This is a genomic window from Nocardia coubleae NBRC 108252, from assembly GCF_001612805.1.
Taxonomy (GTDB): domain Bacteria; phylum Actinomycetota; class Actinomycetes; order Mycobacteriales; family Mycobacteriaceae; genus Nocardia; species Nocardia coubleae.
Window position 1 is genome coordinate 214,186 of record NZ_BDBD01000016.1, and the last position, 21,927, is coordinate 236,112.

Genomic DNA, 21,927 nt, shown 5'->3' on the forward strand with positions numbered 1-21,927 from the left:
ATATTCGCGCTGTAATCGTGCCCGTTTCGAAGCCGCCGGTCGGCTGCCGCACGGTTACGATCCTCGAGCGTTATTCGAGGGTTTCCGCTAGTTGTGTGAACACAGCAGGAGGCAGCGCTGATGACGGGCACCGCGACGAAAGCCGCGACCACCACGAAATACCTGTCCTGGGTGACATTGGCGCTGATGACCACGAGTTCGGTGGCCAGTCTGCGTTCGGCACCGACAATGGCCGTCTACGGACTTGCCTGTGTTTTCCTCTACATCGTTCCCGCCGTTCTCTTTCTCATGCCTACCTCGCTGGTGGCGGCGGAATTGGCATCGGGCTGGGACGGCGGTGTCTACAAATGGGTGGGCGACGGGCTGAGTAAACCGCTGGGTTTCCTCGCGGTGTGGTGCCAGTTCGCCATGACGATCTTCTACTATCCGAGCCTGCTGGCTTATGTGGCGAGCACTTTCGCCTACATCATTCACCCCTCGCTCGCGTCGAACGGCCCGTACGTGGCGATCGTGATCATCACCGTCTACTGGGCGGGGGTGTATGTGTCCTCGCGCGGCACCAAGACGGTCGCCGGGTTGTCCAGCATGGGACTGATCATCGGCACGCTGATTCCCGGGACGCTGCTCGTCGTCCTCGGGCTGGTGTTCCTCAGCCAGGGCAATCCTTCGGCGGCACCGATGGACTCGGCGCATCTGCTACCGGCCTGGACCGGCCTGGCGAGCCTGGTCCTGATCGTGAACAACTTCCTGTCCTACGCGGGAATGGAGATGAACGCGGTCCACGTGTCGTCGCTGCGCAACCCGGGCAAGGAATTTCCCAAGGCGATGGCATTGGCGGCAGGGTTGGTGCTGGTCATCTTCATCCTGCCCGCCCTGGCGATCAGCTGGGTAGTGCCCTCGGCCAGCCTGAGTCTGACGGCCGGTGTGATGCAGGCGTTCGACGGATTCTTCAGCCATTTTCACATCGGATTCCTCACCCCGATCGTCGGCATCGCCCTGGTGGCCGCCGCGCTGGGTGGGATGCTCACCTGGCTGGCGGGACCTTCCAAGGGGCTGCTGCTGATCGGGCGGAGCGAGGGATATCTGCCGCCGGTTCTCACCCGGCTCAACAAGCACGGTGTGCAGCAGAACATGCTCGTCGCCCAAGGAGTTTTCACCACGGCCATCGCCTTGCTCTACGCATTGATTCCCAATGTGTCGAGCGCGTATTGGATTCTGTCGGTGATCACCACGCAGGTGTATCTCATCATGTATGTGCTGATGTTCGCCGCGGCCGCGAAATTGCGTCGCGACGACCCGGATCATCCCCGTGGTTACCGGGCGCCCGCGTTGTACGCGCTGTGTCTGCTCGGATCGGTGTCCTCGGTGGCGGCGTTCGCCATCGGTTTCGTGCCGCCCTCGCAATTCGGTAGCGGTAATCCGCTGATGTATTTCGCGATCGTCGGCGGCGGTATGGGCATCGTCGGGTTGCTCATTCCCTATCTGTTCTATCGGAATCGCCGCGAAAGCTGGAAGATCGCCGTTCCGCAGGAGGCCGAGTGATGAGTACCGCAGATGCCCCCGATCGCACCAGGATCTGGATATACCTCACGGCCGCCGTGCTGCTCGTCGTCTTCGCCTTGATCGGGTTGCTCACCTTCGACGAAATCCACCGGAACAACGAGGCGACCGCGAAAGCCCAACAGCTGCACAGCAATTTGCTCGCCGCGGGGCTGCCCGCGCCCGAGCCGGATGTCATCGCCTCGGCGCTCGGTGACGACGGCGGTTCGGTGTGCCAGGATCCGGACGCGGCCCACATCAAGGCGAAATACCAAGCCGCACTGAGCAATGGCGCGTCCGGGCCTGGACAGCGCCCGGTGATCGGCTCGAAGGAGGCCGCCGAGGCGGTCGGCCAGGCGATCGCCGTCTATTGCCCGCAGCACCTGGCCGACTACCGTGCACATCTCGACACCCTGCATCTCGACGACACGACGAAGTGAGGCCACCGATGACGAAGGCTCCCGATGTCGACGCGCTGCGCGCCAAGGTTTCCGGACTCATGGGCGAGGCGAAAAACGACCTCGCACAGCTGGTTTCGTTCCGGTCCGTGGCCGACCCGCGCCAGTTCCCGGCCGAAGGCTGCACGTGGGCCGCGCAGTGGGTAGCCGACGCTTTCACCGAGCTCGGGCTGACGGTCGGCCTGCACGAGACGCCCGACGGCAGCCAGGCCGTGATCGGGCACCGGCCGGGTCCGCCCGGCAGCCCGACGGTGCTGCTGTACTGCCACTACGACGTGCAACCACCACTCGATGACCAGGCATGGGAAACCCCGGTCTGGACGCTCACCGAGAAGGACGGCCGCTGGTACGGCCGCGGCGCTGCCGACTGCAAGGGCAATATCGTCACCCACCTCACGGCCCTGCGCGCGATCGGACCCGATTTCCCGGTGGGCATCAAGCTGGTGTCGGAGGGTTCGGAGGAACAGGGCACCGGCGGGCTGGAGAAATTCGTCGTCGCGAATCCCGAGCTGCTCACCGCCGACGCCATCCTGGTCGCCGACTGCGGCAATTTCGCCGTCGGCCTGCCGACCTTCACCCAGACCCTGCGCGGGCAGGTGAATGTCGTCGTCACCGTGACGACCCTCGCCGGGCCGATGCATTCGGGCATGTTCGGTGGGCCGGCACCCGACGCGCTGGCGGCGATGATCCAGCTGCTGTCGTCCCTGCGCGACGAGCACGGCAACACCACCATCGACGGCCTCACCGCCGACCAGCAGTGGACCGGGGTGCAATATCCACCCAAGGACTTCCGGGCCGACGCGGGCGTCCTCGACGGCGTGGACCTGATCGGCGGTGGCACCGTCGCCGACATGCTGTGGGCCCGTCCGGCGCTGACCGTGCTCGGCATGGACGTGCCCGCGGTGGTCGGCTCGTCGGCGGCGATCCAGCCGAGCACGCGGGCACGGCTCAACCTGCGCATTCCGCCCGGCACCGACCCACAACACGCCTACGAACTGCTGGAAAAGCACCTGCGGGCGCACACGCCGTGGAACGCGCGGCTCGACATCGAACTGGAGGGGCTCGGCGAACCGTTCGTCGCCGCCGAACACGGCCCCGCCCGCGACGCGATGTCCGAGGCGATGGCGACCGCGTACGGCCGACCGGCCACGACGGAAGGTCAGGGCGGTTCCATCCCGCTGTGCAATGTCTTCGCCGACACCTACCCGAAGGCCGAGATCATGCTGATCGGGGTCGAGGAACCGAAGTGCCTCATCCACGCGCCCAACGAGAGCGTCGATCCGAGCGAGATCGAGCACATGGCGCTGGCCGAGGCGTTGTTCCTGAGCACCTACGGGCGCTAGAACTGGTCCTGGTCCTCGGGGTCGATCACCCGGAACTCGGTACCGGCCGGCGCCATCTCGGCGAGGCGACCGAAGTAGATGCCGTGCGCGGAGCGATCGATGATGCCGAAATGGATCGGCAGGGCGGTGCGTGGGTTGACCGCGCGCAGGTAGTCGACGGTGTCCCAGATCCGCATCCACGGGGCGACGGCCGGGATGGCGAGCACGCCGACCGGCACCGGCGGCACCCACAGCGAGTCACCCGGATGCACCAGCTGGGCGGGGTCGGCGGCGGTGCCCAGCTGGAAGACCGTGTTGTCGATCACCGGGATCTCGGGGTGGATCACCGCGTGGCGGCCGCCGCCACCGGTGATCTGTAAGTCGCCGATGTCGAGCACCTGACCGGCCGATACCGGCTCCCAGCCCTCGCTGCGCTGCTGGGCCGTCTGCGGGTCGGACAGCAGCCGCGCGCCCGGATTGGCGTCGATCAGGTCGGCGATCCGGTTCGGGTCGATGTGGTCGGGGTGCTGGTGGGTCACCGCGATCGCGTCCAGACCGGTGATGCCCTCGAACCCGTGCGCGAAGGTGCCGGGATCGAACAGCACTTTCGCGCCGTGCAGTTCCACGAGGATGCAGGAATGGCCGAAGTGGGCGATACGCATGACCCGATGCTATGCGCCACCGACCCCGGAACGCGGGCACGACGGCCGGGTCAACTAGGATTTCTGCGTAACCCCCACACCACATGAGGAGCATTGCGTGGCACGAGTCGTGGTCGAGGTCATGCCGAAGGCCGAGATTCTGGACCCCCAGGGGCAGGCCGTGGTCGGCGCGCTCCCACGTCTGGGATTCGCCGGCATCTCGGATGTACGGCAGGGCAAGCGATTCGAGCTCGAGGTGGACGACAGCGTCTCCGACGCCCAGCTCGAACAGATCGCCGAGGCGCTGCTGGCCAATACGGTGATCGAGGACTGGAAGGTCGTCCGGGTCTCATGAGTGCTCGCATCGGGGTCATCACGTTCCCGGGCACGCTCGACGATGTCGACGCGGCCCGCGCGGTGCGCCTGGCGGGCGCCGACGCGGTGAGCCTGTGGCACGCCGACGCCGACATCAAGGATGTCGACGCGGTGATCGTGCCCGGTGGCTTCTCCTACGGCGACTACCTGCGCTGCGGCGCCATCGCCCGGTTCGCACCGGTGATGGGCGAAGTGATCCGCGCCGCGGGCCAGGGCCTGCCGGTGCTCGGCATCTGCAACGGCTTCCAGGTGCTGTGCGAGGCCGGGCTGCTGCCCGGTGCGCTCACCCGCAACGAGGGCCTGCACTTCATCTGCCGGGACGAATGGCTCACGGTCGAGGCGACGAACACCGCCTGGACCTCGCGGTACGAGCCGGGCGCGCAGATCCTCGTCCCGCTCAAGTCGGGTGAGGGCCGTTTCCAGGCGTCGACGCAGGTGCTCGACGAGCTGGAGGGTGAGGGCCGCGTGGTGTTCCGCTACTCCGGTGACAACCCGAACGGTTCGCAGCGCGGAATCGCGGGCATCTCCTCGGCCAACGGCCGGGTCGTCGGCCTGATGCCGCACCCCGAGCACGCCACCGAGGCGCTCACCGGGCCCAGCGACGACGGTCTCGGGATGTTCTTCTCCGTGATCGACAGCTTCGTCAACGCCTGAATCAGTCCAACCGGTCGATGATGTCGAAATCGACCCCGTCGGCCCGCGCCAGGTGCGTGGGGCCGACGGCCTGATTGCCGAGGAAACCGCGCCGGGTGGCCGGGCCTTCGACGGCGAGACCCTCGGCCAGCCGGGCCTGCACGGTCGGCACGTCGAGCGTGCCGACGGTGTCGGCCACACCGCGCAGCAGATGCACCGCCTCATAGGTGGAATTGCCGAACGTCGTGAGCACCGGGGCGAACTTCCCCTGGTGGCGGCGGTAGCGAGCGCGGCGGCCGTCGTTGTCGTCGAGGAAGAAGCTCGAGGCGACATACAGGTTCTTGTTGGCGCCGGGGCCCGCGCTGAGCAGCACGTTCTCGTCCACCGCCGGGCTGAGACGCGGCAGGAAATCCGACAGCCCCACCGCGGTGAACTGCCTGTTGAAGCGGGCGGTATCGGCACCGACCATCAGGATCAGGACGGCATCGGCGAACAGCAGGGCAGGTTCGTCCAGGAAGTTCGCGAAATCCGTGGTGCCCATCGGCACATAGCGTTCCAGCACGATATCGGCGGGTGAGGGCAGCGCACGACGCAGCGCGTGCGCGGTATGGCGCGGCCAAACGTAGTCGTTGCCGATCACCGCCCAGCGCCGCACCCCCAGCTCCCGGCCCATCCACGCGGCGGCGGGCACGGTCTGGTGATCGGGATGTTCGCCGACCATCAGCACGCCCGCGCGCTCGTCGGGCAGCCCTTCGTGGTCGGTGGCGTACAGATACGGCACCCGGCTGTCGACGGCGGTGGCGACCGCACGGCGCACGGCCGAGGTGTGCCAGCCGGTGATCGCGCCGACCATTCCGGTGGCCAGCAGCGCCTCGACTTCGGTGGCGACCACGCTCGGTGGGCGGCCGCCGTCGATGGTCGTGAGCCGGATCTCCCGGCCGAGAATCCCTGTGCCGCTGTTGATTTCGTCTACTGCCAGCGATATCGCCGCTGTACAGGACGGTGCGATGATGCCACCCGGGCCCTGGGTGGGCACGATCGAGAGAATCTCGATCGTCTCATCCCGGCTCTCGTCGAAGGTGGGCATTCTGTACTCTATCGCCTAGCTCGAGCAGCATTGTTCGAATGAATTTCTCGGCAGGTGGGAATGCGATCGGTGTCCATCATAAGTGGCTGTTCCACGCTGCACGGCGCGCTGCGCTCGGCAGAGCGAAATTGGGTGCGCCGATTAGACGCGGCGCTGTCGGCCGACAACCTCACCGACGACCACTGGGCGATTCTCACCCAGCTGTCCACCGAGCACGGCGTGACCATGTCGGAGCTGGCTGCGCAGGCCCGCCTCGCCCCGTCCTCGGCCACCCGGCACGCCGACAATCTCGCCGAGCGCGGCCTGATCTTCCGCGTCGCGGCGACCGATGACCGGCGGCGGATTCTCATCGGGCTGAGCAGCCTCGGCGCCAAGCTCGTGGCCAAGATCCGGCGGGAAGAACAGCTGGCCGAAGAGGAGTTGAAGGCGCGGCTGGGAGCCCGGCGCTACAACGACCTCGTCGCCGCGCTCGCGGTGATCGCAGACCAGTAGCGGGTGCCGGTCCCGGCGTTCGGCCGCCGGAGCCGACGGTATTGCCCCTAGGATCGGCCCTATGCCGGTATCTCTGACTGCGGCCACGGCCAGTGGATTGTGTGCGTTCATCGATGCTTCGCCGTCGCCTTTTCATGTGTGCGCGACCGTCGCGGCGGAATTGGATGCCAATGGCTTCACGCCGTTGACCGAGGCGCGGTCCTGGGACGACGCGGGTGGGAAACACTATGTGGTCCGTGGCGGTTCGCTGATCGCCTGGGCCGATTACGACGCGGCGCCCGCCGACCCGTTTCGCGTGGTCGGGGCGCATACCGACAGCCCCAATCTGCGGGTGAAGCAGCATCCGGATCTGGCCGGGTCCGGGTGGCAGCTGGTCGGGCTCGAACCCTACGGTGGTGCCTGGCTGAATTCGTGGCTCGACCGGGAGCTGGGGATCTCGGGGCGGCTCAGTGTGCGCGACGGTGCGCGGATGCGCGATGTGCTGGTGCGCGTCGACGAACCGATTCTGCGGGTGCCGCAGCTGGCGATCCACCTGTCCGAGGACCGGCGTGGGGTGACGCTCGACCCGCAGCGTCACGTGAACGCCATCTGGGGCATCGGTGATTCGCCCGCCTCGTTCCTGGACTTCGTGGCCGAGCGCGCCGGGGTGGACGGTGACTCGGTGCTCGGCTGGGAACTGATGACGCACGATCTGGCGCCGAGCACCATCGTCGGCCGCCATCACGACCTGGTGAGCGCACCGCGCCTGGACAATCAGGGCACCTGCTACGCGGGACTGCAGGCGTTCCTCGCCGCCGCCGACGACCCCGGCGCGGCCACGGCGGTGCTGGTGATGTTCGACCACGAGGAAGTGGGCAGTCAGTCCGATCGCGGCGCCCAATCGGATCTGCTGCCCGCCGTGCTCGAGCGGATCGTGCTCGCCCGTGGTGGCGGACGTGCGGATTACCTTGCCGCGCTGGCCGGTTCGGTGGTCGCCTCCGGCGACATGGCACATGCCACGCACCCGAACTATCCCGACCGGCACGAACCCGCGCACCGGATCGAGGTCGGCGGCGGGCCGGTGCTGAAGGTCAACCAGAACCTGCGCTACGCCACCGACGCCGCAGGTGCCGGGGCGTTCGCGCTGGCGTGCGCCCAGGCCGAGGTGCCGTTGCAGCGGTATGTGCACCGCGCCGATCTGCCGTGCGGATCGACCATCGGCCCGATGACCGCGGCCCGCACCGGAATATCCACCGTCGACGTGGGCGCACCGCAGCTGGCCATGCATTCCTGCCGCGAACTGATGGGCGCCGCCGACATCCCCGCCTACGCCTCGGCGCTGGCCGCCTTCCTCACGCCGACGCCACTGGACTGAGGCCGGTAGGTGATCACCGCGTACACCAGGACCGCGAAAGTGGCCCACACGTAGGTACTTCCGATGATCTGCTGCCACCACGCCCAGTCCAGCTCGTGATCGCTGTTGTGCGGCAGCAACCATTGCGGGCCGATGACGAACACCACCGTGAACACGGCGACCAGCGTCGTGAACGCGCGCGAACGCCTGCGCACCGCCAGGTCGACGGCGACGACGAGCGCCGGCGCCACCCACACCCAGTGATGCGACCACGACACCGGCGAGACGAGCAGGATCGCGGCGGCGTTCACCAGCAGGGCCGCGACGTCACGACCCGCCTCGATGAGCCGGTACATCCACACCGCCGCCAGCGTGATCGTCAACGCCGACAGCAGGATCCAGAGCGCGGTGGCCGCCGAGGAGTCGATGCCGAGCCGGTACAGAGTGCCCTTGATCGACTGGTTCCCGGCGAAATACGGAGTGCCGATGCGGCCGGTGTCGGTGACGGTGTGGAACCAGTACTGGACCGAGTCGCTCGGAAAGAGCAAGAAGCCGACGCCGACGGCACCGGCGGCCGAAACCACCAGCGTCGCCGCGGCTTTCCAATCGCGGCGCAGCAGGAAATACAGCAGGTAACCGGCCGGGATCAGCTTGATCGACACGGCGATGCCGATCAGCATTCCGCGCGGCCAGAACGGTTTGCGCACCAGGATGTCGGCGGTGACCGCGGCCATCAGGATCAGATTGATCTGCCCGAAATTGACCGTCTGCCGCACCGGTTCCAGGAACTGCGCCAAGCCGAGACCGGCGATCACCACGGCGAGCACCGTGATCCGGTCGAACTCGGGCCGCACCCGGATGAGCACGAGCCACAGCGCGATCGCCAGGCTGAGCAACGAGGTGGTGAGCACGAGCACCTCGGCCGCGACCAGCGGCAGCAGGGCGAGCGGGACGAAGAACAAGGCGGCCAGCGGGGGATAGGTGAACGGCAGCCCGAGCCCGCGCACCGGCGGCATCGGTCCGTACAGGTCGCCGCCGTCGAGCCAGACGCGGGCACCGGTGCGGTAGACCTGCAGGTCGATGAAGCCGGTCCACCAGTTCGCGACGAAGGCGATCACGCCGGAGACCACGAACAACGTGATCGCGGCGACCAGCAGCCCGCGGTGCCGAACCGGCGGCGAGTTCTGTTCCCGATCCCTCGCGCCCGACGCGATGCGCGCGGAAAACGGCGGCTCTACCTGCTCGGCAACCCCCGGACTTTCGTTCACGGCGCCAGCGTAACGGGTGCTCACCGCGTCGAACCGCAAGTGTGACCAGACCGAATCCGCGCACCACCGGCGGCCGGGGAGTACAGGCGGCGGGCCGCGACGGCCCTACCGATAGACTCGGAGCCAAGTTCCCCCCGGCCGAAAGGACCCTGGTCTCCCGTGACACTGCAGGTCGACACCGTCGCCACCGCCGCAGCCACCCCGGATGCTCCGCAGCCGTACAAGGAACTCGGTCTCAAAGACGACGAGTACGCCCGCATCAAGGAGATTCTCGGCCGTCGGCCCACCGACGCCGAGCTGGCCATGTACTCGGTGATGTGGAGCGAGCACTGCTCCTACAAGTCCTCGAAGGTGCACCTGCGCTACTTCGGTGAGACCACCACCGACGAGATGAAGGCCTCGATGCTGGCCGGTATCGGCGAGAACGCCGGTGTGGTCGACATCGGCGACGGCTGGGCCGTCACCTTCAAGGTCGAAAGCCACAACCACCCGTCGTACGTGGAGCCGTACCAGGGCGCGGCCACCGGCGTCGGCGGCATCGTGCGCGACATCATGGCCATGGGCGCGCGCCCGATCGCGGTGATGGACCAGCTGCGCTTCGGCGCGGCCGACGCCCCCGACACCCGTCGCGTTGTCGACGGTGTGGTGCGCGGCATCGGCGGCTATGGCAACTCCCTCGGCCTGCCCAACGTCGGCGGCGAGACGGTGTTCGACGCCTCCTACCAGGGCAACCCCCTGGTGAACGCGCTGTGCGCGGGCGCGATGCGCACCGAAGACCTGCACCTGGCCTTCGCCTCGGGCGCGGGCAACAAGATCATCCTGTTCGGCGCGCGCACTGGCCTCGACGGCATCGGCGGCGTGTCGGTGCTCGCCTCCGACAGCTTCTCCGGCGACGAGTCCGGCACCGGCCGCAAGAAGCTGCCCGCCGTGCAGGTGGGCGACCCGTTCACCGAGAAGGTGCTCATCGAGTGCTGTCTCGACCTGTACAAGGCCGGCCTCGTGGTCGGCATCCAGGACCTCGGCGGCGCCGGACTGTCCTGTGCCACTTCCGAACTCGCCGCGGCGGGCGATGGCGGCATGCACATCGACCTCACCAAGGTGCCGCTGCGCGCCAAGCACATGACCCCCGCCGAGATCCTGTCGAGCGAGTCGCAGGAGCGCATGTGCGCGGTGGTCACCCCCGAGAACGTCGACGCGTTCATGGCGGTGTGCAAGAAGTGGGACGTGCTGGCCACCGTCATCGGTGAGGTCACCGACGGCGACCACCTCGTCATCAGCTGGCACGGCGAGACCGTGGTGGACGTGCCGCCGCGCACCGTCGCCCACGAGGGCCCGGTGTACGAGCGCCCGGTGCAGCGCCCGGACTACCAGGACGCGCTGATCGCCGACACCACCGCGAACCTGCCCCGGCCCAAGACCGCCGACGAGCTGCGCGAAACCCTGCTGACCATGCTGGCCAGCCCGCAGCTGTGCAGCCGCAAGTGGATCACCGAACAGTACGACCGCTACGTGCGCGGCAACACCGTGCTCGCCGAGCACGCCGACGCCGGTGTGGTTCGCATCGACGAGACGTCCGGGCGCGGCATCGCCCTGGCCACCGACGCCTCGGGCCGCTACACCAAGCTGGACCCGTACACCGGCGCCCAGCTGGCGCTGGCCGAGGCCTACCGCAATGTGGCGACCACGGGCGCAACCCCGAAGGCCGTCACCAACTGCCTGAACTTCGGTTCGCCGGAGGACCCGGGCGTGATGTGGCAGTTCCAGCAGGCCGTGCGCGGTCTCGCCGACGGTTGCGCGGCGCTCGGCATCCCGGTCACCGGCGGCAACGTGAGCTTCTACAACCAGACCGGCAAGGACGCCATCCTGCCAACCCCGGTGGTCGGCGTGCTCGGCGTGATCGACGACGTGCACCGGCGCATCCCGACCGGTCTCGGCCTCGAGCCGGGCGAATCGCTGATCCTGCTCGGCGACACGCACGACGAACTCGACGGCTCCATCTGGTCGCAGGTGGTGCACGGGCACCTCGGTGGTGTGCCGCCCAAGGTCGACCTGGCCCGGGAGAAGCTGCTGTCGGAGGTGCTCGTCTCCGGTTCGCGCGACGGCATGATCTCGGCCGCCCACGACCTGTCCGAGGGTGGTCTCGCGCAGACCGTCGTCGAGGCCGCGCTGGCGGGCGAGACCGGTTGCCGCATCGTGCTTCCCGAGGGCAGCGACCCGTTCGTGCAGCTGTTCTCCGAGTCGGCCGGACGCGTGCTCGTCGCGGTGCCGCGTTCGGAGGAGACCCGGTTCACCAAGATGTGCGACGCGCGGCAGCTGCCGTGGGTGCGCATCGGCGTGGTCGACCAGGGTTCGGATTCGATCGAGGTGCAGGGCCAGTTCTCGGTGACGCTCGCGGAATTGCGTGAGGTTTTCGAGGGCACGCTGCCTAAGCTGTTCGGAGCGCACACCTAGAGCAGGAGGAGCCGAGCTTGACCACATCGGAGACGAGCTCGGCCCCCACCGGCGCCACCGTTGCACCCGCCGACAACCCGTTGTTGCGCGGGGTGCACCTGGTGGAACGGTTCTTCCACCCGAACTACACCGGGCTGCTCGTGGCGACCATGCTGTTCGGGTGGTCGCTCACACCGTCGCTGCTGCCGCGCGACTGGTTCTTCCAGGGCCTGATCAGCGGCATCAATGCCACGATCGGGTACGGCCTCGGGTGTGGCCTGGCCTGGGCTTGGCGGCGGTGGGTGGTGCCGCGGGTGACGGTGCCGGAGCGGATCGCCGCGCGATGGGCGCGGCGGCCGCGGTGGACGCTGATGGCGGTGAAGGCGCTGATCGTGGTGGCGTGCGTGGTGTTCGCGGTGCTGATGTCGATCCAATCGGGCCGCTGGCAACGCGAGATCACCGATCTGATGGGGATGGCGCCGGTTTCGGACTCCTACGCGCGCACAGTGCTGCTCGGCGCCGCCGTGGTCGGGCTGCTGATCTGGATCGCGCGCGCAGTGCGCAAGTTGGTGCGTGCGGTGGCGCGCGGTCTCAATCAGTGGATTCGGGTGCCCGCGTCGTTCGCGCGACCGCTCGGGGTGCTGATCGTGGTGATCGGCGCGGTGCTCCTCTTCAACGGCGTGCTGGCGAAAGCCTTTTTCACCGTGGCCAATTCGGCGTTCAGCGCGCGCAACAGCCACACTTCCGCGCACGCGATCCAGCCGACGCTGCCCGAACGGTCCGGCAGCCCCGGCTCGCTGGCGGCGTGGGAAACACTCGGTTCCGAAGGCCGCTGGTTCGTCTCGAACGCACCGACCGCACTGGCCATCAGCCAGGTCACCGGCAAACCGGCCCGCGAACCCATCCGGGTCTACGCGGGGCTGGAATCGGCCGACGGGTTCGAGGCGCAAACCGACCTGGCCGTGGCCGAACTCGAACGAACCAAGGCCTTCGACCGCAAGGTGCTGGTGGTGATCAGCACCACCGGCACCGGCTGGGTCGACTCGACCAGCGCCGAATCGGTCGAGTTGATGTTCGGCGGGGACAGCGCTCTGGTCGCCACCCAGTACTCGTACCTGCCGAGTGCGCTGTCGTTCCTGTCCGACCGGGACAAGTCGATGAGCATGGGCCGCATGCTGTTCGACAAGGTCTACGAACGCTGGTCGACGCTGCCCGAGAACGCTCGGCCCAAGCTGCTCGTCTACGGGGAGAGCCTCGGGTCCCAGGGGTCGGAGGGTGCGTTCTCCGGGCTGGCCGATATCCGCAACCGCACCGACGGTGTGCTCTGGGTCGGCCCGCCCAACTCGAACCGGCTGTGGTCGGAATTCGTCGCCCGCCGTGATCCGGGAACCGACGAGATCACCCCGATCTTCGCCGACGGGCTCTCGGTGCGCTTCGCCGCCAGTGCCGATCAGCTCGCCCGGCCGTCGGACAAGTGGACCGATCCGCGCATCGTCTACCTGCAGCACGCCTCGGACCCGGTGGTGTGGTGGTCGCCGGATCTGCTGTTCAGCAGGCCCGACTGGCTCGCGGAGAAGCGTGGTCCCGATGTGTCACCGGCGATGTCGTGGTATCCGATCGTCACGTTCTGGCAGGTGGCGGCGGATCTGCCACGGGCGCAGTCGGTCTCGAACGGGCACGGCCACAACTACGGCAACCTGGTGCCCGATGCCTGGGCGGCGATTGCTCGACCACCGGACTACACACCGGAATTGGCGCAGCGGATCCGGCTGTTCCTCGAAGAATCCGCTGCCACCGAGCATCAGCTGAAGTAGCCGAACCCCTCGATCGGCTACTTCCGGCTACGAGACCGACTTGAACGGATTGTGTTCGGCGATCAGCTGTTCGATGCGTGCCTCGTCGAGGCGGCTCATCACGGTCTGGGATTCCTGCTGGTCGCGCACCACCTTGGCGAGGGTGAAGCAGCTCGTCACCAGGAACAGGCCCGACATGGCGAGGAAGGCGCGCTGCCAGCCGTCCAGCGGCAGGTAGGCGATGCCCGCGCCGGTGCCGAACAGGCTGACGGCGAAGGCGATCGCGGCCTGGGCCATGTAGGCCGTGGTGTTCTTCGGCTTGGCATTGGGTGTGCTCATGGAACAAGCATGGGCGGCGGGGGATTCGCGCGGGCGCGTGAAACTACTCACCGGCGATGGGTAGTTGCCGAAAGTGACCGACCCACCACTCACAACCTCTGCCCCCGGCGCGCCCGCCAGCCATACTTGATCGGTGTCTGCGACCGGGTCGACCCTCGTCACGCTGCGTACGCGCGGCAAGCGGGTGATGCGGCGCGTCGAGGACATCGTCGATCTGAACTACCCGGGGCTCGTCGTCGCCACCCTGTTCTTCGCGCTGTCGGTGACGCCGTCGCTGGTGCCGCGCGACTGGTTGTTCCAGGGGCTCATCAGTGGGATCAACGCGGCCATCGGGTACGGGCTCGGGTGTGTGCTCGAGTGGGCGTTGCGGCGGTGGGTGCGGCCACGGATTCCGCTGACCGGGCCCCCTGACCGGGTGCGATACGCCATCAAGGCCGTGGTGCTCGTGGTGTGCGCGGTCGTGGCGGCCGGGATGCTCGTGCAGTCGGCGCGCTGGCAGCGTGAGATCACCTCGCTGATGGGGATGGAAGGTACGACCACCCCCGCGTATCTGCGGACCGGGCTGCTCAGTGTGGCCGTTGGGGTGGCGGTGGTCGCGGTGTACCGGACGGTGCGTGCGCTGATCCTCGTGCTGGCCCGTCAGCTCAACCAGTGGGTGCGGGTGCCGCGCGAATTGGCGCCATCGGCCGGGGCATTGGTGCTGGTGGTGTTCGCGGTGACGGTGTTCAACGGGGTGGCTTCGCGGGCGTTCTTCGCCGTCGCCAACTCCGCGTTCAGTGTGCGCAACGACCGGACCACCGAGTACGCGGTGCAGCCCGTGGCGCCGGAGAAGTCCGGGAGCCCGGCTTCGCTCGCGCCCTGGGAGACACTCGGTTTCGAAGGGCGGTGGTTCGTCGCCAACGGTCCCGACGCGGCCGACATCGCCGCGGTGACGGGAAGGCCTGCGCGCGAACCGATCCGGGCCTACGTGGGGTTGGAATCGGTGCGCGGGGAGCAGACGGCGGCCGAGCTGGCGGTGGCCGAACTCGAGCGGACCAAGGCCTTCGAGCGGGCGGCGATGGTGGTGGTGACGACCACCGGCACCGGGTGGGTGAACGGGATGGCGGCCGGTTCGCTCGAATACCTCTACGGAGGTGACACGTCGATCGTGGCCACCCAGTACTCGTATCTGCCCAGCGTGCTGTCGTTTCTGTCCGACCGGGAGAAGGCCGCGGCGGCGAGCCGTGAGCTGTTCGACGCGGTGTACCGGCGGTGGTCGGCGCAGCCGGAAGACCTGCGGCCCAAGCTGTTCGTGTACGGCGAGAGTCTCGGGTCGCAGGGGTCGGAGGAAGCCTTCGAGGGGTTGGCCGACCTCCGGGAGAAGGTCGACGGGGCGCTGTGGGTGGGGCCGCCCAATTCCAATCGGCTGTGGCGGCAGTTCGTGGCCAGGCGCGATCCAGGGTCGCGAGAGGTGGCACCGGTTTATGCCGACGGGCTCGTGGTCCGATTCGCTGACGACGCGACAGATTTCGACTCGCCAGAGGTATGGCGTGAGCCCCGCATCGCCTACCTGCAGCATCCGTCCGACCCGATCGTGTGGTGGTCGGCGGACCTGATCTTCACCCGGCCGGACTGGTTGCGTGAACCACGTGGTGATGATGTGTCGACGCAGATGCGGTGGGCGCCGTTCGTGACGTTCTGGCAGGTCACGGCCGATCTGACCAATGCGCAAGGGGTGTCGGACGGGCACGGGCATCGGTACGGGAGTCTCGTGCTCGACGGTTGGCTGGCGGTGACGGGGCTTTCGGTGAGCGCGGATGTGGTCGAGAAGGCCAGGGTGGCAGTCGAATCCGCCGAGAAGCTGGAGCGGGGGGTGAAGTGAGAACCGGGCGCGCGTTCATGCGGCGCCGGGCGCGCGCGGAGCACTCGAGCGCGCCGAGTGGTCGAAGTCGGTGTGGCGCTGTGTATACCGCCGGTGTGGAACAACTGGGTTCTGCCTGCCCTCGGTCTGCCTCTGCGCGGACGATCGGTGGCCAACGTGCTGTTCGCCGGCGCTTACACCGGGTTGTTCCGTGGTCGCCCGAACTGGTTGTCCGCCAGTGGTTTGCGGTGGGGTCTCGGTAGTTCTGCGGTGGTTCTCGCGGGTTACGGCGTGGTCTTGGCCGTTCCGGCGCTGCGCAGGCTACCCGCCGAAGTCGCGGTGCGCGTCCCCGAAACCTCCACCCTTGAATGGATCTCCGTCCACATTCCCGTCGGCACGGTGCTGGCCGAGGAAGCCGTCTTCCGCGCCACCCTCGACCCGCTCCTCGATTCCCGAGGCTGCCCGCCCGTCGTCGGTGCCGCCGACTTCGCCCTCTGGCACATCCACCCCGCCCGCACTGCGGGCGACTCCCTCCCCGTCACCCTGGCCGCGACCACCGTCGCCGGCCTGATCTTCAGCGCCCTGCGCCGCCGCGCCGACAGCGCCACCGCCCCAGCCCTCCTGCACCTCACGATCAACGCGGGCGGCGCCCTGTTGCCCACCCTGGTCACCTACGTCGAGACCCGACTTGCCGCCGGATCAGGTATCGGTCGGCTGCGAGGCCCGATGACCATCCAGCCCTAGGGGCGGCCGCGATGCCGTGGACCGCGATGCTTGGGCGGCGGTTTCGCCCTTCTCCGCGCGTCCGGCAACTCGGGGCATACGGGCTGTCGATTGCTGTCGGGGGCGGTCGGTAGCGTTGCGAGTTATGGCTGGTCGGAATGTGGTTGATCCCGCTCAGGTGCGGGCGGCGGTGTTGGCGGTGGCGCAGTGGTTGGGGGATGCGGGGGTAGCGGCGCCGGGGCGGGCCGAGTTGGGGGCGGCGGTGAAGGGGACGGCGCGGGCGTTGGCGGCGAGTGCGCCGGGGCATTCGGTGGAGGTGCGGGTGCCGCCGTTCGTCGCGGTGCAGTGCATCGAGGGGCCTCGGCATACCAGGGGGAACCCGCCCAATGTGGTGGAGACCGATGCGCGGACGTGGTTGTTGCTGGCCACCGGGCTGCTGGAGTTCGACGACGCCGTGGCTTCGGGCGCGGTCTCGGCTTCCGGGACGAGGGCCGCGGAGATCGCGGGTTGGCTGCCGATCGTCCCCTTGTCCGCACCGCGCTGAACCGAGACGCGGCCGGACCTGCGCGACCGGTGCGGTCCCCGCACCGCACGGTGACTCCCCGTCGCGCGCATCGTCAGTCGGAGTGGTTCTTGCGGTGCAGGCCCTTGTAGTCGTAGTAGCGGGTGATGATCGTGCCCGCCACGACGGCGATCGCGATGCCGAGCAGTGCCATCCAGATGCCGCGATCGAGGCCGGCCGAGTAGTTCGCGTCGAAGTACAGGATCGAGCGCACGCCGAGGAACACCTGGTGCATCGGCTCGAATTCGGCCAGCCAGGACAGGTAGGTCGGGGTCGCCTCGATGGGCACGGTGCCGCCCGAGGAGGGCAGGCCGAGGATGACGAACAGCACCAGGTTCACCAGCAGGCCCGCCGTGCCGAGCGCGGCCAGCGTCATCAGCGCGGTCCAGCCGACCGCCACCATGGCCAGCACCGAGTACAGGTACAGGGCGAGCGGATTGTCGACCGGCATGCCGACGAGCTTGGCCGCCAGCAGGAACACCGCCGAAACCACCACCGCGACAACCGTCGACACGCCCCATTTGACGAGCAGGGTGTGGAACCGGGAGATCGACGACGTCGGATAGTGCACGAACCACGGCCCGTACTCGGTTGGCACGAAACCGAACTGGGCGTCGACCATGGTGTGGATGACCATCGCCCCGACCATTCCCGCCAGCAGCAGGAGCAGGGCGTAGAAGAAGGCCGTCAGGCCCTGACCGGTGCCGGGTGGCAGCGGCCGGTACTCCTGGGTGACGGTGTCGATGGGACTCTGGAGGCTCAGCATCGCCGCACCGGAGATCTGCGGTGCGGGCGCGCCCTCCGGCGTCTGCGCGAGAGTGGCCTGCACCTGGTCGACCAGCTGCACCCCGACCTGCTTGTCGACCTCGGCCAGCGCCTGCTCGCCGATCCGCTGCACGATGGCGTCACCGTAGGCACCCATGCGCGGATTGGTCTGCAAGGTGATGATGGGGTTCTCCATCTCGCCGGGCACGATCGAGCCCGCGCCGAGAATTCCCAGGCGTTTGCTGAAGTCGCCGGGGATGACGATCGCGCCGTACACCTGGCCGGTGCGCAGCAACTGCTCGGACTCCGGCTTGCCGACCACCCGCAGGTCGATCTTGTCGGCGGGCACGTTCGCGACGAGCGCGTCGGTGACCTGCTTGCCGAAGTCGACGCGGCGCTGCTCACCACCGGTGTCGAGGACATCGCCCACGTCGAGGTTCACCAGCGCGACCGGGAAATCGTGCAGATTCTTCTCCGGATCGGCCACATAACCCAGGTACATCACCCCGAGCAGACCGGTGAGCACGGCAAGCACCAGTGTCGGGGCGAACACAATCTTGGCCCAGTGACGCCGAGGGCGCGTCGATGTGTCGAACATCGCTCCACGGGCGGACGTCTTGCGGGAATCACTCGGCGTCGACCTGGCGTTTTCACTGTTCGAACGCGATTCACCGGCTGCAACGTCTGCACTGTCGTCCGTCGTCACAACCGGCACGGTAACAGCTCCACGCGGCCGATCAGGGTGTTCCGCGCGGAGATTGCTGCCGGGATGCGAGCACCCGTGGTACGCACCGGCAATTCACCCGTAGACTGACGAGTGCCCCCAGCCCGCCCGAACAGGGAGCAAACGGTGACCGACGCCGATCCGACGATCGACACAACATCCGCCATTTCCGACGAGCCCGAGAACGAGCCTCGCGAGGAGTGTGGCGTCTTCGGCGTCTGGGCTCCCGACGAGGACGTGGCCAAACTCACCTACTACGGCCTGTACGCGCTGCAGCATCGCGGACAGGAGGCGGCCGGTATCGCGGTCTCCGACGGCTCCCAGATCCTGGTCTTCAAGGATCTCGGCCTGGTGTCCCAGGTCTTCGACGAGCAGACGCTCGGCGCCATGCCCGGCCATATCGCCGTCGGCCATTGCCGCTACTCCACCACCGGTGGGGTCACCTGGGAGAACGCCCAGCCCATCTTCCGCACCACCGCCGTCGGCTCCGGCCTGGCCCTCGGCCACAACGGCAACCTGGTGAACACCGCCGAATTGGCCGGGCGCGCACGCGAACTCGGCCTGATCGGTGCGGGTGTGGTGAACGGCCGCCCCCAGATGACCGGCGCCACCTCCGACTCCGACATCGTCACCGCGCTGCTCGCGCACGCCTCGGCGGACTCGAGCATCGAGCAGGCCGCGATGGAACTGCTGCCGCAACTGCGCGGCGCCTTCTGCTTGACCTTCATGGACGAGCACACCCTCTACGCCGCGCGCGACCCGCACGGTGTGCGTCCGCTGGTGCTCGGCCGCCTCGATCGCGGGTGGGTCGTCGCCTCGGAGACGGCCGCGCTCGACATCGTCGGCGCCGCCTTCGTCCGCGAGATCGAACCGGGCGAGCTGCTCGCCATCGACTCCGACGGTGTGCGCTCGCTGCGCTTCGCCAACCCCGAACCCAAGGGGTGCGTCTTCGAATACGTGTATCTCGCCCGGCCGGACACGACCATCGCGGGCCGTTCGGTGCATTCCACCCGCGTGGAGATCGGCCGCAAGCTGGCCAAGGAGAACCCGGTCGAGGCCGACCTGGTGATCCCGGTGCCCGAGTCGGGCACGCCCGCCGCGGTCGGCTACGCCCAGGGCTCCGGCATTCCGTACGGCCAGGGTCTGATGAAGAACGCCTATGTGGGCCGCACCTTCATCCAGCCGAGCCAGACGATCCGTCAGCTCGGTATCCGGCTCAAGCTCAACCCGCTGCGCGAGGTGATCCGCGGCAAGCGGCTCATCGTCGTCGACGACTCCATCGTGCGCGGCAACACCCAGCGCGCCCTGATCCGGATGCTGCGCGAGGCCGGTGCGCTCGAGATCCATGTGCGCATCGCGTCGCCGCCGGTGAAGTGGCCGTGCTTCTACGGCATCGACTTCGCCTCGCGCGCGGAGCTCATCGCCAACGGCGCCGGCGGTTCGGACGACAGCTACGAGGCGATGGTCGAGAACGTGCGCCGCTCCATCGGTGCCGACTCGCTGGGCTACATCTCCACCGAGGGCATGATCGCGGCGACCGAACAGCCCGCCTCGCGGCTGTGCACCGCCTGCTTCACCGGCGAGTACCCGATCGAGCTGCCGCAGGAGGCCGCCATCGGCAAGAACGTGCTCGAGGGGATGCTGTCGGGTCAGTCCGAGGCCGCGCTGCTCGGCGGCAATGTGAACGTCGACGCGCTCAGCCGCCCATAACCTCCTCGCACCAGGGACCGGTCAGGATAAACCTGATCGGTCCCTTTTGTGTTGTGTACCTACAATTTTCCGGCCTATCCGAATTACGTAAGATTTGTTCATAACATCCGCGTAATTTTTCGCTCGATTTGAAACTGGGCGGTAATGGTTCGCCTGTACGGTCCCTCGTTATATCGCTAGCTCACCGCGTCGTCGCCGCTCCCGTGATCCGGGTGCGGCGACATCGCGGCGTTCGAGAATGGGATCTGATGTTGAACAGTGCAAAGAGCGCTCGCAAGAATCGTGCGAAACAAGCTGCCGCAGTGGGTGTTGCGGCTGTTGTCGCCGCCTCGCTTGCGGCCTGTGGGTCGGGACGCACCGATGACGCGGGCTCCGGCGCGGGGCTGGTCGTCGGCACCACGGACAAGATCTTCGCCCTCGACCCGGCCGCGGCCTACGACAACGGGTCGCTGCTCGTGGAGAACCAGATCTATTCGTATCTGCTGAACTTCGCGCCCGGCGATACCACGCCCAAGCCGGATGCGGCGGAGAAATGCGAATTCACCGCACCGACGGTGTATACCTGCAAGATCAAATCCGGTCTGAAATTCGCCAACGGTAATCCGTTGACCGCCAAGAGCGTCAAGTTCTCCTTCGACCGCATGGTCGCGATCAACGACCCGCACGGTCCCGCCGCGCTGCTCGGCAACCTCGACAAGACCGATGTGGTCGACGATCTCACCGTCGCGTTCACGTTGAAGGTCGCCAACGATCAGACCTTCCCGACGATCCTGCCCACCCAGGCCGGACCCATCGTCGACGAGAAGGTGTTCCCGGCCGACAAGGTCGCCACCGACGAGGAAGTCGTTGCCGCCAAGGGCTATTCGGGCCCCTACACGATCAGCACCTACGACAAGAACAAGCTGGTCGAGTACAAGGCCAACGCCGACTACAACGGCATCCTCGGCAAGCCGAAGAACGACTCGGTCTCGACCAAGTACTACGCCACCTCCGACAACCTGAAGCTCGACCTGCAGAACGGCGCCATCGACGTCGGCTACCGCTCCTTCACGCCGACCGATATCGACAGCCTCCGTGCCGATTCCAAGGTGAAGGTCACCGACGGGCCCGGCGGCGAGCTGCGCTACATCGTGTTCAACATGAACACCATGCCGGGCAGCACGCCTGAGCAGAAGCTGGCCGTGCGCAAGGCGATGGCGTCCTCGGTGGACCGCGAGGCGCTGGCCGCCGGTGTGTACAAGGGCACCTACCAGCCCGCGTACGGCTATGTGCCGCAGGGCATGATCGGTGCGGCCGAGCCGTTGAAGGACCTCTACGGCGCCAAGCCCGACAAGGACAAGGCGGCGAAGTTCCTCGCCGACGCGGGCGTGGCCACCCCGGTGACGCTGAACCTGCAGTACAACCCCGACCACTACGGCTCCAGCTCCTCGGAGGAGTACGCGGCGGTCAAGTCCCAGCTCGAGGCGTCCGGCCTGTTCAAGGTGAACCTGCAGTCCACCGAATGGGTCACCTACCAGAAGGAACGCGCCTCCGACGGCTACCCGATGTACCAGTTCGGCTGGTACCCGGACTTCCCGGACGGCGACAACTACCTGGCGCCGTTCTTCGGCCCGAACAACTTCCTGCAGTCGCATTTCGAGAACCCGGGCATCAACGCCCAGCTGACCGCCGAGCTCACCGAAGCCGACCCGGTCAAGCGGGTGGAGCTGATCAAGAAGATCCAGGCCGATCTGGCGCAGAACCACCTGCCGACGCTGCCGCTGCTCTCGGGCAAGCAGGTCGCGGTGTCCAAGCCCGGTGTGACCGGTGTGGATGAAACCCTCGACGGCTCCTTCAAGTTCCGGTTCACGGTACTGAGCAAGTGAGTGACGTTCCCGTCGCGCCCGGATCACC

The 21,927-nt window shown here is 67.6% G+C and carries 19 protein-coding genes; 14 read left to right on the plus strand and 5 right to left on the minus strand.

Annotated features, from left to right (window positions below):
• Window positions 1-120: 120 nt before the first annotated feature.
• From gadC to NCO8_RS16940, 3 genes are read left to right on the plus strand one after another with little or no spacing between them, the layout of a single operon-like run.
• Entirely contained in the window at window positions 121-1,542 is a 1,422-nt protein-coding gene (gadC, locus tag NCO8_RS16930; protein WP_067640757.1) for a glutamate/gamma-aminobutyrate antiporter GadC, read from the plus strand.
• Window positions 1,542-1,979, plus strand: a complete 438-nt coding sequence (locus NCO8_RS16935; protein ID WP_067640759.1) for a hypothetical protein — start codon at window positions 1,542-1,544, stop codon at window positions 1,977-1,979. The genes gadC and NCO8_RS16935 overlap by 1 nt, the downstream gene beginning before the upstream one ends.
• 8 nt (window positions 1,980-1,987) lie before the next feature.
• Complete coding sequence (locus tag NCO8_RS16940; protein ID WP_067640760.1) at window positions 1,988-3,340, plus strand: dipeptidase; 1,353 nt, start codon at window positions 1,988-1,990, stop codon at window positions 3,338-3,340.
• Here NCO8_RS16940 and NCO8_RS16945 read toward each other — a convergent pair.
• Entirely contained in the window at window positions 3,337-3,981 is a 645-nt protein-coding gene (locus tag NCO8_RS16945; RefSeq protein WP_067492318.1) for an MBL fold metallo-hydrolase, read from the minus strand. The genes NCO8_RS16940 and NCO8_RS16945 overlap by 4 nt on opposite strands.
• A gap of 97 nt (window positions 3,982-4,078) precedes the next feature.
• Here NCO8_RS16945 and purS point away from each other — a divergent pair, with 97 nt between their 5' ends.
• On the plus strand, window positions 4,079-4,315 hold the full coding sequence (purS, locus tag NCO8_RS16950) for a phosphoribosylformylglycinamidine synthase subunit PurS (protein ID WP_056818769.1): 237 nt from the start codon (window positions 4,079-4,081) through the stop codon (window positions 4,313-4,315).
• Window positions 4,312-4,989 (plus strand): phosphoribosylformylglycinamidine synthase subunit PurQ, encoded by a 678-nt coding sequence (gene purQ, locus NCO8_RS16955; RefSeq protein ID WP_067640762.1) that lies wholly within the window; start codon window positions 4,312-4,314, stop codon window positions 4,987-4,989. The genes purS and purQ overlap by 4 nt, the downstream gene beginning before the upstream one ends.
• A gap of 1 nt (window position 4,990) precedes the next feature.
• Here the strand turns inward: purQ and NCO8_RS16960 are convergent, their stop codons facing one another.
• Complete coding sequence (locus NCO8_RS16960; protein WP_067640764.1) at window positions 4,991-6,055, minus strand: substrate-binding domain-containing protein; 1,065 nt, start codon at window positions 6,053-6,055, stop codon at window positions 4,991-4,993.
• Window positions 6,056-6,115: 60 nt separating this feature from the next.
• Between NCO8_RS16960 and NCO8_RS16965 the strand changes: the two genes are divergently transcribed.
• On the plus strand, window positions 6,116-6,547 hold the full coding sequence (locus NCO8_RS16965; protein WP_067640766.1) for a MarR family winged helix-turn-helix transcriptional regulator: 432 nt from the start codon (window positions 6,116-6,118) through the stop codon (window positions 6,545-6,547).
• A gap of 61 nt (window positions 6,548-6,608) precedes the next feature.
• Window positions 6,609-7,901 carry a M18 family aminopeptidase gene (locus NCO8_RS16970; protein ID WP_067640768.1) on the plus strand — a complete coding sequence of 431 codons (1,293 nt, stop codon included), beginning with the start codon at window positions 6,609-6,611 and terminating at the stop codon, window positions 7,899-7,901.
• Here the strand turns inward: NCO8_RS16970 and NCO8_RS16975 are convergent.
• Window positions 7,853-9,148 (minus strand): glycosyltransferase 87 family protein, encoded by a 1,296-nt coding sequence (locus NCO8_RS16975; RefSeq protein ID WP_245655394.1) that lies wholly within the window; start codon window positions 9,146-9,148, stop codon window positions 7,853-7,855. The genes NCO8_RS16970 and NCO8_RS16975 overlap by 49 nt on opposite strands.
• A 159-nt stretch (window positions 9,149-9,307) precedes the next feature.
• Here NCO8_RS16975 and purL point away from each other — a divergent pair, with 159 nt between their 5' ends.
• Both purL and NCO8_RS16985 read left to right on the plus strand, forming a co-directional pair.
• Window positions 9,308-11,599 (plus strand): phosphoribosylformylglycinamidine synthase subunit PurL, encoded by a 2,292-nt coding sequence (purL, locus tag NCO8_RS16980; RefSeq protein WP_067492323.1) that lies wholly within the window; start codon window positions 9,308-9,310, stop codon window positions 11,597-11,599.
• 17 nt (window positions 11,600-11,616) lie between these two features.
• Window positions 11,617-13,392, plus strand: coding sequence for an alpha/beta hydrolase (locus tag NCO8_RS16985; RefSeq protein WP_084457247.1), 1,776 nt, complete (start codon window positions 11,617-11,619; stop codon window positions 13,390-13,392).
• A gap of 27 nt (window positions 13,393-13,419) precedes the next feature.
• Here the strand turns inward: NCO8_RS16985 and NCO8_RS16990 are convergent, their stop codons facing one another.
• A complete protein-coding gene (locus NCO8_RS16990) occupies window positions 13,420-13,710 on the minus strand; it encodes a YiaA/YiaB family inner membrane protein (RefSeq protein WP_067640771.1) in 291 nt (96 codons plus the stop codon).
• A 133-nt stretch (window positions 13,711-13,843) separates the two neighbouring features.
• Between NCO8_RS16990 and NCO8_RS16995 the strand changes: the two genes are divergently transcribed.
• The 3 genes from NCO8_RS16995 (at window position 13,844) to NCO8_RS17005 (ending at window position 16,817) form a co-directional block, all read left to right on the plus strand.
• The gene (locus NCO8_RS16995) at window positions 13,844-15,571 is read left to right on the plus strand and encodes an alpha/beta hydrolase (RefSeq protein ID WP_439951679.1); all 1,728 of its coding nucleotides are present in this window, start codon (window positions 13,844-13,846) and stop codon (window positions 15,569-15,571) included.
• A gap of 57 nt (window positions 15,572-15,628) precedes the next feature.
• Complete coding sequence (locus NCO8_RS17000; protein WP_084457248.1) at window positions 15,629-16,294, plus strand: CPBP family intramembrane glutamic endopeptidase; 666 nt, start codon at window positions 15,629-15,631, stop codon at window positions 16,292-16,294.
• A gap of 124 nt (window positions 16,295-16,418) precedes the next feature.
• Complete coding sequence (locus tag NCO8_RS17005) at window positions 16,419-16,817, plus strand: sterol carrier family protein (RefSeq protein WP_067640775.1); 399 nt, start codon at window positions 16,419-16,421, stop codon at window positions 16,815-16,817.
• Window positions 16,818-16,890: 73 nt separating this feature from the next.
• Here NCO8_RS17005 and NCO8_RS17010 read toward each other — a convergent pair whose 3' ends face one another.
• Window positions 16,891-18,198, minus strand: coding sequence for a YhgE/Pip domain-containing protein (locus NCO8_RS17010; RefSeq protein WP_067640777.1), 1,308 nt, complete (start codon window positions 18,196-18,198; stop codon window positions 16,891-16,893).
• A gap of 252 nt (window positions 18,199-18,450) precedes the next feature.
• Here NCO8_RS17010 and purF point away from each other — a divergent pair, with 252 nt between their 5' ends.
• Complete coding sequence (gene purF, locus NCO8_RS17015) at window positions 18,451-20,034, plus strand: amidophosphoribosyltransferase (protein ID WP_067492328.1); 1,584 nt, start codon at window positions 18,451-18,453, stop codon at window positions 20,032-20,034.
• 248 nt (window positions 20,035-20,282) lie between these two features.
• Window positions 20,283-21,899, plus strand: a complete 1,617-nt coding sequence (locus NCO8_RS17020; protein WP_084457249.1) for an ABC transporter substrate-binding protein — start codon at window positions 20,283-20,285, stop codon at window positions 21,897-21,899.
• Window positions 21,900-21,927 lie beyond the last annotated feature (28 nt).

Bases quoted from the DNA above. Each gene is read 5' to 3' on its own strand.
- NCO8_RS17005 (WP_067640775.1), top strand. From the start codon at position 16,419: ATGGCTGGTCGGAATGTGGTTGATCCCGCTCAGGTGCGGGCGGCGGTG.
- NCO8_RS17010 (WP_067640777.1), bottom strand. From the start codon at position 18,198: ATGTTCGACACATCGACGCGCCCTCGGCGTCACTGGGCCAAGATTGTG.
- NCO8_RS17020 (WP_084457249.1), top strand. From the start codon at position 20,283: ATGTTGAACAGTGCAAAGAGCGCTCGCAAGAATCGTGCGAAACAAGCT.
- NCO8_RS16940 (WP_067640760.1), top strand. From the start codon at position 1,988: ATGACGAAGGCTCCCGATGTCGACGCGCTGCGCGCCAAGGTTTCCGGA.
- NCO8_RS16960 (WP_067640764.1), bottom strand. From the start codon at position 6,055: ATGCCCACCTTCGACGAGAGCCGGGATGAGACGATCGAGATTCTCTCG.
- NCO8_RS16990 (WP_067640771.1), bottom strand. From the start codon at position 13,710: ATGAGCACACCCAATGCCAAGCCGAAGAACACCACGGCCTACATGGCC.
- NCO8_RS16945 (WP_067492318.1), bottom strand. From the start codon at position 3,981: ATGCGTATCGCCCACTTCGGCCATTCCTGCATCCTCGTGGAACTGCAC.
- purQ (WP_067640762.1), top strand. From the start codon at position 4,312: ATGAGTGCTCGCATCGGGGTCATCACGTTCCCGGGCACGCTCGACGAT.
- NCO8_RS16965 (WP_067640766.1), top strand. From the start codon at position 6,116: ATGCGATCGGTGTCCATCATAAGTGGCTGTTCCACGCTGCACGGCGCG.
- gadC (WP_067640757.1), top strand. From the start codon at position 121: ATGACGGGCACCGCGACGAAAGCCGCGACCACCACGAAATACCTGTCC.
- NCO8_RS16935 (WP_067640759.1), top strand. From the start codon at position 1,542: ATGAGTACCGCAGATGCCCCCGATCGCACCAGGATCTGGATATACCTC.
- NCO8_RS16970 (WP_067640768.1), top strand. From the start codon at position 6,609: ATGCCGGTATCTCTGACTGCGGCCACGGCCAGTGGATTGTGTGCGTTC.